The 14,289-nt window shown below is 66.2% G+C and carries 11 protein-coding genes; 6 read left to right on the forward strand and 5 right to left on the reverse strand.

Translation table 11 applies throughout. The annotated features are described in order from the left end of the window. Nucleotides 1-258 precede the first annotated feature (258 nt). Entirely contained in the window at nt 259-1,521 is a 1,263-nt protein-coding gene (locus tag B4N44_RS09100) for a Coenzyme F420 hydrogenase/dehydrogenase, beta subunit C-terminal domain (protein ID WP_414718133.1), read from the reverse strand. Nucleotides 1,522-1,632: 111 nt separating this feature from the next. Here B4N44_RS09100 and B4N44_RS09105 point away from each other — a divergent pair, with 111 nt between their 5' ends. The 6 genes from B4N44_RS09105 to B4N44_RS09130 all read left to right on the forward strand — a co-directional run bounded on the left by B4N44_RS09105 (nt 1,633) and on the right by B4N44_RS09130 (nt 9,463). Further along, the gene (locus B4N44_RS09105; protein ID WP_296699678.1) at nt 1,633-2,643 is read left to right on the forward strand and encodes an alpha/beta fold hydrolase; all 1,011 of its coding nucleotides are present in this window, start codon (nt 1,633-1,635) and stop codon (nt 2,641-2,643) included. Between the two features lie 228 nt (nt 2,644-2,871). After that, nucleotides 2,872-3,897: a magnesium chelatase ATPase subunit I gene (gene bchI, locus B4N44_RS09110; protein WP_296699681.1), complete on the forward strand. Its 1,026-nt coding sequence runs from the start codon at nt 2,872-2,874 to the stop codon at nt 3,895-3,897. Beyond that, nucleotides 3,894-5,693 carry a magnesium chelatase subunit D gene (locus B4N44_RS09115; protein ID WP_296699684.1) on the forward strand — a complete coding sequence of 600 codons (1,800 nt, stop codon included), beginning with the start codon at nt 3,894-3,896 and terminating at the stop codon, nt 5,691-5,693. The genes bchI and B4N44_RS09115 overlap by 4 nt, the downstream gene beginning before the upstream one ends. Nucleotides 5,694-5,837: 144 nt before the next feature. Continuing rightward, nucleotides 5,838-6,740, forward strand: a complete 903-nt coding sequence (gene bchO / locus B4N44_RS09120; protein WP_296699818.1) for an alpha/beta fold hydrolase BchO — start codon at nt 5,838-5,840, stop codon at nt 6,738-6,740. A gap of 145 nt (nt 6,741-6,885) precedes the next feature. Further along, nucleotides 6,886-8,415, forward strand: coding sequence for a phytoene desaturase (locus B4N44_RS09125; protein ID WP_296699686.1), 1,530 nt, complete (start codon nt 6,886-6,888; stop codon nt 8,413-8,415). Beyond that, a complete protein-coding gene (locus tag B4N44_RS09130; RefSeq protein WP_414718134.1) occupies nt 8,396-9,463 on the forward strand; it encodes a phytoene/squalene synthase family protein in 1,068 nt (355 codons plus the stop codon). Before B4N44_RS09125 ends, B4N44_RS09130 begins: the two co-directional genes overlap by 20 nt. A gap of 166 nt (nt 9,464-9,629) precedes the next feature. On the opposite strand, the gene B4N44_RS09135 is transcribed toward B4N44_RS09130, so the two are convergent. The 4 genes from B4N44_RS09135 to B4N44_RS09150 form a co-directional block, all read right to left on the reverse strand. Then, entirely contained in the window at nt 9,630-10,430 is an 801-nt protein-coding gene (locus B4N44_RS09135) for a DUF4412 domain-containing protein (protein WP_296699692.1), read from the reverse strand. Between the two features lie 106 nt (nt 10,431-10,536). Then, nucleotides 10,537-11,880 carry a phenylacetate--CoA ligase family protein gene (locus tag B4N44_RS09140; RefSeq protein ID WP_296699821.1) on the reverse strand — a complete coding sequence of 448 codons (1,344 nt, stop codon included), beginning with the start codon at nt 11,878-11,880 and terminating at the stop codon, nt 10,537-10,539. Nucleotides 11,881-12,275: 395 nt separating this feature from the next. After that, nucleotides 12,276-12,719, reverse strand: a complete 444-nt coding sequence (locus B4N44_RS09145; protein ID WP_296699694.1) for an ACT domain-containing protein — start codon at nt 12,717-12,719, stop codon at nt 12,276-12,278. A gap of 198 nt (nt 12,720-12,917) precedes the next feature. Continuing rightward, nucleotides 12,918-14,258 (reverse strand): phenylacetate--CoA ligase family protein, encoded by a 1,341-nt coding sequence (locus B4N44_RS09150; protein ID WP_296699697.1) that lies wholly within the window; start codon nt 14,256-14,258, stop codon nt 12,918-12,920. Between the last annotated feature and the right edge of the window lie 31 nt (nt 14,259-14,289).

Raw genomic sequence — 14,289 nt, forward strand, 5'->3', positions numbered from 1 at the left:
ACTGTCGGTCGGCAACCCTTTGCCGAAACGGGCGCCGCGGGCGCCGATGTTGCGTCGCCGGAGTTGCTCCGACGGCGGCCGCTCGAGGGTCTGCTTCGGCGGATGGCGTTGCTGCGGGCTTGACCGCCGTCGATCCCTGGATTTCCTAAGGTGCCGTAGCAGGTAGCCTTGCGGCAGCAACGCCAACACAAGCCGCCTTGGATAGAGGGTGCCGTTGCCTCCTGCATCGACACCCTCCGCGGGCCAGCTCGCCCCGCCCTATCCCTCCGACGAAGACTCGGCCGCTGTCGGCGCGAGCGGCCGCCCGAAGGTCTGCTCGTAAAGCTCCGAGTAGGGCTCGAGCGTCTCGTAGACGTGGCCGGGCACCACGCGCGACTCGAACTTGGGGAACTTGCTGCGGACATAGTTGAGGTTGCGCAGCAACTTCATCTCGATGACGGCGCGGGCGAATTCGAGGCCCTTGGGGCCGCGGGTGCGCTGGAGCATGGCGACCAGCTTGCGGATCGGCATCGGCGGGCGTTTCTGTCCCGGCGGGTGGCTCAGGCGCTCCATGTAGCGCGGCATCCCGCGGTTGCGGTCGCCGGATTCGGTCAGCTCGCCGATCTCAAGCTCCGGGCGGAGCATCTCGAAGAGCTCCTCGCCCCTGGGCGTGCGCACCATGACCCATTGCCAGCCGAGCGGGGCGCCCATGTAGCCGATGGTGATGTCGCTGAGTGTGTTGGCGTAGTCGAAGCAGGAGAGACAGGACGACGGGAAGATGCCATGCAGCTTGTCCATCGGGAAGTCGATGTAGTTCAGGCGCTCGACATGCCCGTCTTCATGGCGCATCCAGAGGCTGAAGTCCTGCATGAACTCGTGATGCACGACGGTCTCGGGCGACTTCGAGACCTGGGTCAGGAAATATTCGAGATCCGGATAGCTGACGTTGTCGCTGCAGGGGATGCCGATGACGTAAAGGCGCTCCAGACCCAGCTCGGCCTCGGCGGCGCGCAGTTGATGGACCTGGCAGCCGGTGCCGACGACGGCGAGGCGCTTGATGCCCTGATCGCGCACCGCGTCGATCAAGCTGAGCGCCGGGGAGAGGCAGGGTTTGTTTCCGGCGGTCGCCAGAACCTCCTGCGGGGTGCGCGCCAGCAGGGGCTGTGCCTTGAAGCGCGTTCCGGGTGCGGCGGCGGTGGTGATGACGGCGTCGACCTTGTCCTGTTCGAGCAGGCGCGCGCCCAGGGTCGTAACCATCCCGCTCCATTGCGCATGGGGGTTGGGGCGTGCCATCCGCGCGGCGTACATGGCGCGATAGATCCCGAAGCGGCCTTCTTCGCCGGCGTGGCGGGTGCGCCCGTGCAGACGCTGCTCGATCCCGCGGGTCTGGTTGCGCACGAAGGTGCAGGTCTGCGACATTAGCAGCTTGAGGCTGCTGTCGCAGAAGCCGCAGTCGCTACACAGACGCGGACGCCCCTTGAGCCGCTCGTCGCTGCTGAGCAACGAGATCTGGTCGAGTCCCTTCGAAGGACCTTCTTCCATCGGCGCAATGTCGGTGCTCGTCATTCGCTGGCCCCCGGCAGGTCGCGCCTGGGCTCATGGGCGGCGAGGAGCGCCCCGCTCGTGATTGGGCTCGTCATTGAAGGAACGGACATGCTTCGAATTCTCCTCAGGGTGTTGGCTGGTCTCGTTGTACTTGTCGTGTTGGCGGTCGTCGCCGGGCCTTTTCTGATCTCGGGGAAGCCGAGCGACGGGCTCGCCTCCAACGCCGAGGCGGCATCGACCGAAAGTCGTTTCGTCGGGATTCCGTTCGCGGGGACCGCGGGGCTTTCAATCCATTATCTCGAGCCGCCGTCGCAGGCTTTGTCCGGGGCGCCGTCGGATGCGACGGCCTTCCTCCTGTTGCACGGCTTCACCTTCAACGCCTGGACCTGGCAGCCGGTGCTCGACGCCTTCGCCGCTCGGGGTCGGGCGGTCGCCTATGATCAGTTGCCCTATGGTCTCAGTGCGAAGCCGATGCGGGCCGACTGGGACGGTCCGAATCCCTACTCGAAGGACGCCGCCATCACCCAGCTCTTCGCGGTGATGGATGCCCTCGGGTTGGAGCGCGCTGTCCTGGTCGGGAATTCCTCGGGCGGAACGCTCGCACTGGAGGCGGCGTTGACGCATCCCGAGCGGGTGTCGGCCTTGATCCTGGTGGCGCCCTGGGTCTACGCCACGCGTCCGACCCTGCCCGAGTGGCTGGCCAGTCTGCCGCAGATGCGTCGTCTGAGTCTATTGATCGCGCGCAAGTTGGGCGAAGATGGCGCTTTGATGGATCTGTCCTACGCGGATGCAACCAAGATCTCGGAGGAGCGTCGCGCGCAGTTCGGGATTCACGCCCGGGTTGCGGGTTGGGATCTCGCCTGGGGCGAGCTGCTGGCCTTGTCGCTCTCGGCACCGGTGACGGTGAGTGCGCATCTGGCGGAGGTGGCGATGCCCGTGCTGCTCGTCAGCGGGGAGACCGATCGGCTGGTGCCGATCGAGGACAGTCGGCGCGTGGCCGAGACGCTGCCGGACGCGACCTTCGCCGTGATCGAGGGCTGCGGGCACGTCCCGCAGGAGGAATGTCCGGCGGCCTTCAAGGCGGTCGTCGAGGAGTGGCTGGATGCCCGCGGCTTGTGACGAGCGTTCCGTTTTAAAGTTGAAACAGCCTCTCGACCAAGCTCGGTGAAATCGCCAAGGCCGAATACACCATGAAAACGACGCATGTCGCTCTGGGCGCGGTTGAAACGCCTTCGCATTGATCGACTCCGCTTGACCTGACTGAAGTCGGGGCGCTAGGGTCGCGCCCCGTATCCCTTGGTCCAAGCACACTGCAATCCAATCTCACTGCAACCAGGTTCGCTGCGTATGCCCATCCCGTTTCCGTTTTCCGCTGTCGTCGCCCAGGAGGAGATGAAGCGCTCCCTGTTGATTGCGGCCATCGATCCCTCGATCGGCGGCGTTCTCGTCTTCGGTGACCGCGGGACGGGTAAGTCCACGGCGATTCGTGGTCTCGCGGCGCTTCTGCCGAAGATGCGGGCGGTCGACTGCGTCTATAACTGCGACCCGGAGGCGGGCGAGGATGCGCTTTGCGCCGAGTGCCGCACCAAGCGTGCCAAAGGTCCGCTGAAGAGCCGGATGGTGCCGGTGCCGGTGGTGGATCTGCCGCTCGGTGCGACCGAGGATCGCGTGATCGGTGCGCTGGATCTGGAGCGTGCTTTGACCAAGGGCGAGAAGGCCTTCGAGCCCGGCCTCCTGGCCCGCGCCCATCGCGGTTTCCTCTACATCGACGAGGTCAACCTGCTGGAAGACCATCTCGTCGACTCGCTGCTCGACGTGGCCGCCTCGGGCGAGAACCTGGTCGAGCGCGAGGGTCTGAGTATTCGTCACCCCGCCCGTTTCGTGTTGGTCGGCTCGGGTAACCCGGAGGAGGGCGAGCTACGGCCCCAGTTGCAGGACCGCTTCGGTCTCTCCGTCGAGGTCAAGACGCCGCAGGATCTGCCGACCCGCATGAAGGTCGTGCGTCTGCGCGATGAGTTCGAGCGCGACCCGCCGGCCTTCGTGCTGAAGTGGAAGCGCCAGGACAGCAAGGTCCGCAATCAGATCCAGAAGGCGCGTGATTTTCTGCCGACCGTCGAGGTCCCGGACGCGACCCTGGAGCAGGCGGGACGGCTCTGCATCAAGCTCGGTACCGACGGACTGCGCGGTGAGTTGACCCTGATCCGCGCCGCCCGTGCCTTTGCGGCACTCAAGGGCGATGGCGTGGTGCTGGACGAGCATCTGGTTCAGGTGGCCGCCTCCGCACTGCGGCATCGGCTGCGCCGCGATCCGCTCGACGAATCCGGCTCGACCAGCCGGGTCGAACGGGCGGTCGGGGAGTTGTTCGGGGAATGAACAGTCCTGCGGCGATGCCTGAGTCGGAGCCCGAGCGTCCGCGCGGCGAGGCCGGGGTTTCGCGCTGGGGGGATGCCGTGCTTGCGGCGGCCCTCATGTCCGTGGATCCGGTCGGGACCGGCGGGGTCGCGCTGCGCTCGCTCGCCGGTCCGGTCCGCGACCAGTGGCTGACGATCATGCGCGACCTGCAGCCGCCCGGCACGCCGATGCGGCGTATCCCGCTGCATGTCTCCGATGGGCGTCTGCTCGGCGGTCTGGATCTGGCCGCGACCCTGAGCGCCGGCCGACCGGTGGCCGAGCGTGGTCTGCTGGTCGAGGCCAACGGCGGGATCGTGGAACTGGCGATGGCCGAGCGCATCGGTGCCGGCACCGCGGCGCGTCTCACCATGGCCTTCGATTCGGGCGAAGTGGTGCTGGAGCGCGACGGTCTGGCGATGCGCTCGCCGGCACGCTTCGCCGTGGTCGCGCTGGACGAGGGTGTCGGCGACGACGAAGGTCTGCTCAACGCGCTGCTCGACCGTCTGGCCTTCCATCAAGACCTGACACATATTCGGGTTCACGAGGCGGTCGCCTGCGACTACGATGCCGACGAGATCCTCGCCGCGCGCGCACTGCTTGCCGGGATTCAGGTCAGCGAGGCGCAGATCGAGGCGCTGTGCAGCACCGCGCTGGCCTTGGGGATCCCTTCGCTGCGCGCATCCATCTTTGCCGCCCGAGCGGCCTGCGCCTCCGCTGCGCTTGAAGGTCGCACCGAGGTCACCGACGAGGATCTGGCCGTCGCCGGCCGACTGGTGCTCGCCCCGCGCGCGACCATGTTGCCGCCGATGGAGCAGCCGCCGGACGAGCCGCCTCCGCCCGAGCCGGAAGAGCCGGATCAGGAGCAGGACAAGGGCGAGGATCAGCAAGAGCCCAAAGAGCTCGAAGATCAGGTGCTCGAAGCCACCAAGGCGGCGATCCCGGCGGACCTGCTCGCGCAGCTGCAACTCGGCAAGCTGCGTCGCTCGCGCGCCCGAGCTACGGGCAAGGCCGGTGCGGTGCAGAACGCGCCCCTGCGCGGGCGCCCGGCCGGTGTCCTGCGCGGCGAGCCGCGTGCCGGTCTGCGTCTGAACGTGGTCGAGACACTGCGTGCGGCCGCGCCTTGGCAGCGTCTGCGTCGCGAAGAGGTCGCCCGTTTCGGGGGCGAGTCCAACCGCATCGAGATCCGTCAGGACGACTTCCGCATCACCCGCTTCAAGCATCGCTCCGAGACCACGACCATCTTCGTCGTGGATGCCTCGGGATCTTCGGCACTGCATCGTCTGGCCGAGGCCAAGGGCGCGGTCGAGCTGCTCCTGGCGGACTGTTACGTGCGCCGCGACCGGGTCGCCCTGGTCGCCTTCCGCGGTCAGTTCGCCGAGGTGCTGCTGCCGCCGACACGCTCGTTGGTCCGCGCCAAGCGCTCGCTGGCCAGCCTGCCGGGCGGGGGCGGTACGCCGCTCGCATCCGGGATCGATCTGGGGATGATGCTGGCCGATTCGGTCAAGCGCCGGGGCGGCACGCCGATCCTCATCATCATGACCGACGGTCGCGCCAACGTGGCGCGCGACGGTACCGGCGGGCGTGCTCGGGCCAACGAGGACGCGCTCTCCGCGGCGCGTTTGGTGCGCTCGGTCGAGATCACCTCCTTGGTGATCGACACCTCGCCGCGTCCGCAGCAGCAGGGGCGCGATCTGGCCGTCGAGATGGGTGCGCGCTATCTGCCCTTGCCGCACGCCGACGCGACCTCGCTCTCCCATGCCGTGCGCGCCGCAGGATGAGCCCGGGGACGCGCTGATGACGTCCGAAGGCGCACAGCCCGGGATCGTTGCGTTGCACTCGACTCTTCGGCGGCGCGGCCGGAGCACGGCGTCGCATGCCACTCCACTGCCCCGTGAGCGGCTCAGCCTTGCGGGCGACGCATGATGGTCGATCGCCCGCGCTGGGACATCGAGGGTCGCGACTGGCCGAATCGCACGGCCAGCCGCTTCGTCGAGGCCGGCGGCCTGCGCTGGCATGTTCAGCAGATGGGCGCGGGTCCGACACTCCTCATGCTCCACGGCACGGGTGCCGCGACCCACTCCTGGCGGTCCTTTGCCCCTGCGCTCGCCGATCGCTTTACCGTCGTCGCGCCTGATTTACCCGGCCACGGGTTCACCGGCGCGTTGCCGTCGAAACGCATGTCATTGCCCGGCATGGCCGCGGCGGTTCACGCCCTTCTTCGCGAGCTCGACTGCACGCCCGATCTGGTTCTCGGGCACTCGGCGGGTGCGGCGATCCTGATCCGGATGACGCTTGATGGCTTCATCCGGCCGCGTGGTCTGGTGAGTCTGAACGGCGCACTCATGCCCTGGCGCGGACTCCCGGCACACATCTTTTCACCCGCCGCCAAGCTGATGGCCGCGAATGTCCTGGTCGCGCGTCTCTTCGCCCGGCGTGCCGCCGACCGGCGGGTGGTCGAGCGTCTGGTCGAGAGCACCGGCTCGACCCTGGAGCCGGCCGGCGTCGACCTCTATCAGCGCCTCGTGCGCCATCCCTCGCATGTCGGCGCCAGCCTCGCCATGATGGCCAACTGGGATCTCGCCGCGCTCGCCCCCGAGCTGAGCCGTCTCGAGCCGCCGCTCTTTCTGGTCGTCGGCGAAGGCGACCTGACGGTGTCGCCGTCCGAGGCCCGCCGCGTGCGCGAACGACTCCCGGGTGCGGAGGTCATTTCCTTGCCGGGTCTCGGACACCTTGCGCACGAGGAGCGCCCCGAAGAGGTCGCGGATCTGGTCAAAGGTCTCGCCGACCGACTGGGTGTTGCAGATGGAAGAACCCGGGCGGTGTAGAGATCGATCGGCGCAGCGAGCCGCGTCGGGGTGCTTCATCTTTCCGATCGCGAGTTTGGCTCCGACTTGACCCAGCAGGGGCTGACAAACGCCCATTCCTGCTATAATGTCAACCAACATTGACATTACTGAAGGTCATGCAGACTTGACACTCCCGGCATCGCAGTTCTCCGAGCACTACTCAGGTCGCAGCAAGCCGCATGCGGTCGTTATCGGCAGCGGATTCGGCGGGCTAGCCGCCGCGATTCGCCTTGGTGCTCGGGGTTATCAGGTCACCGTGCTCGAGCGTCTCGATGCGCCCGGCGGGCGTGCCTATGTCCACAAGATCGACGGCTTCACCTTCGATGCCGGCCCGACCATCATCACGGCGCCCTTTCTGCTCGACGAGCTGTGGGGGCTGTGCGGACGCAGCTTCTCCGAGGAGATCGATATCCGCTTGATGGATCCCTTCTACCGGATTCGTTTCGACGACGGCAAGGTCTTCGACTACAACGGCGACGCGGATGCCGTGAAGGCGCAGATCGCGCAGTTCTCGCCGCGCGACGTCGAGGGCTACGATCGCTTCATGGAACACAGCCGGGCGATCTTCAAGATCGGCTTCGAGCAGTTGGGCCACGTGCCCTTCAACTCCTGGACCGACATGCTCAAGATCGTCCCGGACATGATCACGCTCGGCAGCCATCGCAGCGTCTATGCGATGGTCTCCAAGTACATCAAAGATCCCTACATCCGCCAGGTCCTGTCCTTCCATCCGTTGCTGATCGGCGGCAATCCCTTCTCCGTCACCTCCATCTACACGCTCATCTCCTTCCTGGAGCGCAAATGGGGCGTGCACTCGGCCATCGGCGGCACGGGCGCGCTCGTCAAGGGAATGGTGAGCCTGATCGAAGGCCAAGGCGGGACGATTCGCTACGGCGCAGAGGTCGAGCAGATCCTGGTGAAGGACGGCACGGCGACCGGTGTTCGGCTCAAGTCCGGCGAGGCGATCGCGGCCCCTGTCGTCGTCTCCAACGCAGACGCGGCCTGGACCTATCGCTATCTCCTGCCGGCCGAGCATCGCAGCCATTGGACGGATCAAAAGATCGATCGCGCACAATACTCCAACGGGCTCTTCGTGTGGTATTTCGGCACCAAACGCCAATATCCCGAAGTCGCCCATCATACGATTCTGCTCGGCCCGCGCTACAAAGGCCTGCTGGACGATATCTTCAAGAACAAGCGCTTGGCCAAGGACTTCAGTCTTTATCTGCATCGCCCGACGGCGACGGATCCGGGTTTGGCACCGGAGGGTTGCGACACCTTCTATGTCTTGGCGCCGGTTCCGCACCTCAAAGGCGATATCGACTGGGAGAAGGAAGCCGAGCCCTATCGCGCGCGGATCGCGAAGTATTTGAGTGAAACCGTCTTGCCCGGGTTGGAAGACGAGATCGTCGCCTCGCTCGTCGCGACCCCGCGGGATTTCCAGGACAGGCTTCTGTCCTACAACGGGGCCGGGTTCAGTCTCGAACCTATCCTCTTGCAAAGTGCCTGGTTCAGACCGCACAACGCGAGCGAAGAGGTGAATGGCCTTTACTTGGTCGGTGCGGGGACGCATCCGGGTGCAGGTGTGCCCGGTGTCCTATCGTCGGCCCGTGTCCTCGATACGGTGGTACCCGATGCCTCAACCTATGCTTAAGACCGATCACGCGAGCGCGGCGGACATCGCCGCGTGTCGCCAACTGCTGCGGACCGGCTCGCGTTCATTCTACGCGGCCTCCTTTCTCTTGCCCCAGCGCATCCGCGATCCGGCCATCGCGCTCTACGCCTTCTGTCGCATCGCCGACGATGCGATCGATTGCGCGGGCGACGAGCCCGGCGCACAAACGCGCGCTTTGGCCGAGCTGCATCATCGTCTCGACCGCATCTACGACGGCGCTCCGATCGATGAGTACACCGATCGCGCACTCGCCGACGTGGTCGCCTGCTTCGGGCTGCCGAAGGCGCTGCTCGAGGCCCTGCTCGAAGGTTTCCAGTGGGATGCCGAAGGCCGACGTTTCGAGGACCTCTCGGGCGTCTATGACTATTCGGCGCGTGTCGCGGGCACGGTCGGCGCCATGATGGCCGCCCTCATGGGCGCTCGGAGCACCCAGCTGGTGGCGCGGGCCTGCGATCTAGGCGTGGCCATGCAGTTGACCAACATCGCCCGCGATGTCGGGGAAGACGCCCGCAACGGCCGTCTCTATCTGCCGCTGTCCTGGATGCGCGAGGCCGGGATCGATCCCGAAGCCTGGCTGAAGGAGCCCGTCTTCAACGATGCGCTCGCCGGCGTGATCGAACGCCTGCTGCGCGCCGCCGACACACTTTACGTGCGTTCGGATGCGGGGATCGCCGGTCTGCCGATGGGCTGTCGGGCCGGTATCAATGCCGCGCGCTATCTCTATGCCGAGATCGGCCGTCAGGTGGAGCGTCAGGGTCTGGACTCGATCTCTCGGCGTGCCGTGGTCCCCGGCAGTCGCAAGGTGCAGCTCCTAGCCCCGATCCTCGGGACCGCCGTGCTGTCTCCGCGCTATGTCTCCGCTCCGCCGCTCGACGAGACACGCTTCCTGGTCGACGCCGTGGTCTACTCTGCCCATCGCTCCAGCGAAGAAGATGCCGAAGCCCGTGCGGGCCTGGGCGGTCGTGTGATTTGGGTGCTGGAGCTCTTCGAGCAGCTCGAAGAGCGCGAGCGCGCAGTGGCTAACTGACGCGCGTCGCGCCTGAGGGTTTCAGGTGATTTCCGGGAATTGATGCGGGGGATGAGCGAGGCCCTGGCCGAAGGCAACCCTCGAGAGGTTGCTCGGCCGGGGCCGTACGCCGGCCGCTCCTGCGCCGGTGTGGTGGACGCTGCGCTTGTCCAACCTACCGCCTGGATCAAGGGTGGGCGCTGCCCGGCGGAGGCATCTGCATACTCATGTCGCGTTCGCCGTAGCCCTGCGGGATCTCGAAGACGTCGGCGGGGATGGCCTCCTTGCGGATCACCGTGACCTCGGTCTCGGTCTCCATGGTGGTGCCCATCATCTCCATCTTGGTCTTGGTCAGGATGGGATAGCCCTTGATCTTGCTCATCTCTTCACGCTGGACGAGGCCGGCCGGCGAGTTCGCCAGCATGCCGCCGGGGCCCGAGAGACTCATCATGTCGGTGTAGCGGGTGACATCGATGTCCACGTCCTCGGTCGCCCAGATCTCCTGATCCACACCCATCATGCCGGTCTTGGTGATCCGATACTGTTTGGTTTCCCAGTCTCCGATCTTCTTGGCCTCGCCGGTTGCTTCGACCTTTACGGTCATCTCGCCCATCATGGTGCGCATCTGTTCGGCGGCCGGACCGGACATGCTCTCCATCACGGATTTGACGTTGATCGGGAGATATTCCTTCTCGGCGTGATTGATGAAGACGATGGTTCCGGCCGTCGGATCCATGATCATGTCGGTGGCATCGGGCCCCTCGTTGACCACCTTCATCTTGTCGTAGGCGAGGTAGGTCTTGGAGAGGTCTTCGCTCGCCGCTTCTCCCATGACACCCGAGCTGCGATTGATCGTCTCGACGTAATAACCCTCTTCGTCCGCCATCGCGGCGGACACCGGCAGCAGAGCGGCCAACGCGAGGGCCAGCCCGAGACGACGGGTCATGACCGGCTGACGCCCGATGCTCGAGCCTTGCTGATTCATCATGCTTATTCCTCTGCGGTGACTGGATTGTTTTCGACGCGCCGAATCGACGGCGCCGGCGTCCAAACGCGCAAACAGGGTAATCGATGCAGTGCGCGTCGGGATAGGGCTATTCGCCGAGATCGCGTCGGTCGAGCACCCGCTTGGCCTTGCCGACGAAGCGCTCGATGCTGCGCGGCTCGACCAGATCGACATGGGCGCGGATGCCGGCGACCGTATTGATCTCGCGGCTGATCCGCTCGCACAGCGCCTGCATGCGGTCCATGCGGTCGGAGAAGATCTCGGGTCGGATCTCGACCTTGACATGGACCTCGTCGAGCGTGCCGGGCCGGGAGACCTCGATGAGATAGTGAGGAGTCGTACCCTCGACCCGCAGCAGCGCCTCCTCGATCTGGGAGGGGAAGACGTTGACGCCGCGGATGATCAGCATGTCGTCGGTGCGACCGGTGACCCGGCTCATGCGTGTCGTACGTCGGCCGCAGGCGCAAGGCTCGCGATAGAGTCGGGCGATATCGCGGGTGCGATAGCGGATCAGCGGCATCGCCTCGCGGGTGAGTGTGGTGATCACCAGCTCGCCGGGCTCGCCTTCCGGCACCGGCTCGAGGGTCTCCGGGTCCAGACACTCGATGAGGAAATGGTCTTCCTGGATGTGCATCCCGGTGCGCTCGGGGCACTCGCCGCTGACGCCGGGACCGATCACCTCGGAGAGCCCGTAATTGTTGAAGGCGGCGATGTCGAGCTGATCCTCGATCTCGCGGCGCATGTCCTCGGTCCAGGGCTCGCCGCCGAAGTGGCCGAAGCGGATCGGCAGGGAGCGCGGATCGATGCCCAGCTCGCGCGCCGAATCCGCAATCGTCAGGGCATAGCTCGGGGTGCAGATCAGGACCTCGGGGTCCAGGTCGCGCATGATCTCGATCTGGCGACGCGTGTTGCCCGCCGCCGCCGGGATGATGGCCGCGCCGACACGCTCGATCCCGTAGTGCAGTCCGAAGCCGCCGGTGAAGAGTCCGTAGCCGAAGGCGACCTGCGCCGTATGCTCGGGCCTGAGCCCGCCCGCGACCAGGAAGCGCGCGCAGAGATTCGACCAGGTTTCGAGGTCATGAGCCGTGTAGGCGACGAAGGTGGGCCGCCCGGTCGTACCCGAGGAGCCGTGGATGCGCGCAAGCGCCTTGCGCGGAACCGCCAGAAACCCGAACGGATGCTGACGACGCAGATCGTCCTTGGTGGTCAGGGGCAAGCGACGTACGTCGGCGAGCGAGCGGATGCTGTGCGGTCCGATCTCGCGATGGGCGAAGTGGTCGCGGTAGAAGGGCACCCGCGCCACCCGCGTCACCAGCTCGCGCAGACGCTCCAGCTGCAACGCCTCGATGCCGTCGCGCGGCAGGGTCTCGGCATCCGGATCCCAGATGCGGTGCTCGGTGTGCCGATGGGTCTCATGAGTCTGCGCGACCATCATCCTCGATCCGTTGATGGGTGTTGCATCGGCGCGGAACCTGCTGCGTCGACGCTCGATATTAACGTCCGAAGCTCGAGCCCGGGACCGGCCAGGGAGCACGGACGAGCGCGACGTCCGCCAATCTTCGCGCTACCGTCCGGCGGACCTTGTCTGATATCTCCGGCCATCGCGGCACGTGGCGCAGAGCGCCGCAGGGCATGCGTGACACCGCGGAGCGGGTGTCACGAGTCGCTAAAGGTTGGTGGCCGGTCTCATGAACGCGGGCGCCCGATGGGCTGCGCTGGTTCACCCAACCTCATTCCGCAATCGATCGAACATCCTGAACCGCGTCCGCCACCGCGGCCGCAGACTCGCGCAAGCGTGACCCCAACCATATCGCAAAGGGACGCGGTTCAGCAGCCGGAGACCACGCTCAGCAGCTCATCCCCGTCGACGACGTGCAGCCCCTTCTCCAGCAGCACGGCAATTGCCCGATCGGGATCCTCGAACCGGAAGATGAGGATCGCCTTGTCGCCGCGCCGCAGCGAGAAGGCGTACATGTACTCGATGTTGAGACCCGCGCCTTCCAGCACCGCCAGCGCCTCGGCCAGCCCCCCCGGCCGATCGAGCACGTCGACCGCGACCACCTCGGTCAGGTTGACCACCCATCCGGCATCCTCCAAGACCTGCTTGGCCTTGTCCCATTCACGTACGATCAGGCGCAGAATGCCGAACTGGGCCGTGTCTGCGAGCGAGAGCGTCAGGATATTGATCCCTTCCTTCGCGATGGCCTCCAAAGGCGCACCGAGGCGCCCCGGGCGGTTTTCCAGAAAAAGCGAGAGTTGTTGCAATTTCATGGTTTTGAGTCCTCGTGGTGCTCGGTTGGTCTTTTTCAGCCGCCAGCCGCCAGCTTCCTGCCTCCAGCTATCAGCAATTAGCCAGCAGCGCTGGGCCGGGTTTTTTGCCGCTGCAGGGGTTGCGCCAGGGGTTCGGATCGGCACAATCGCTGGCGGCTGGCGGCTGGCGGCTGGCGGCTGGCGGCTGGCGGCTGGCGGCTATGCCCCCTCGTTGCGCCTGTCGATGACCCGCTTCGCCTTCCCCTCGCTGCGCGCAATGCTGCGCGGCTCGACCAGACGCAGCCCGACGCGGATGCCGAGGATGTGCTCGATCGCCTTGGCCAGGCGCGCGCGCACGTCCTCGAGCGCGCGGATCTTGTCGCTGAAGACCTCGGGCGTGACCTCGACCTCGACCGACATTTGGTCCAGACCCTGATCGCGGGTGAGGATGATCTGGTAGTGCGGGAGCGTGCCCTCGACCGCCAGAAGTGCCGCCTCGACTTGGGACGGGAAGACGTTCACGCCGCGGATAATGAACATGTCGTCCGAGCGTCGTCCGATGCGCCGCATCCGCCGGATGGTGCGTCCGCACGCGCAGGGCTCGCTGATCAGCGAGGTGATGTCGCGGGTGCGGTAGCGGATCATCGGCATCGCCTTCTTGCTCAGCGTGGTGAGCACCAGCTCGCCTTCCTCGCCGTCGGGCAGGGCCTTGCCGGTCTCCGGGTCGATGATCTCGGGATAGAAATGATCCTCGAAGATGTGCAGACCCTGTTGGGCCGAGCATTCGCTCGCCACGCCGGGTCCGATGATCTCGGATAGGCCGTAGATGTCGTAGGCCTTGATGCCGGCGGCGTCCTCGATGTGATCGCGCATCCCGTCGGTCCAGGGCTCGGCCCCGAAGATGCCGGCGCGCAAGGGGAGCGAGCGCATATCGATGCCCAGCTCCGCCGCACGCTCGATCAGATAGGTGAAATAGCTCGGCGTGCAGCAGAGTGCGGAGACGCCGAAGTCGCGGATCAGCATGATCTGACGGTCGCTGTTGCCGCCCGAGATGGGGACCACGGTCGCCCCGAGGGCTTCCGCGCCGTAGTGGGCGCCGAGTCCGCCGGTGAAGAGTCCGTAGCCGAAGGCGTTCTGCAGGATGTCGCCGCGGTGCAGCCCGCAGCAGGCGAGGGTGCGCGCCATGACCTCGGACCAGACTCCGACGTCCTCGCGTGTGTAGGCGACGACGATCGGCTTGCCGGTGGTGCCGGAGGAGGCATGCAGCCGGACCACGTCGCTCATGGGCGTGGCAAAGAGCCCAAAGGGGTAGGTGTCGCGCAGGTCGGCCTTGACCGTGAAGGGGAGCTGCTGGATGTCTTCGATCCGCTGAATCGAGTCCGGGGTCAGGTCGCGCTCCTGCATCCGGGCGCGAAAGAGGGCGACGTTGTCGTAGGCGAGCGATACGACCGCACGAAGCCGTCGCAGCTGCACCTGCTTCAGCGCCGTCTCCGGCAGGAAATCGGGCGCGCTGGCCGGGTGGAAACCGCCCTCGGCGTCGTTCCAGAGCTCTGTCAGCATCTTGGTCCTCTCTTAAACCGCGCCCGGCGCG

This window comes from Thiocapsa sp. UBA6158, from assembly GCF_002423035.1.
Lineage (GTDB): Bacteria > Pseudomonadota > Gammaproteobacteria > Chromatiales > Chromatiaceae > Thiocapsa.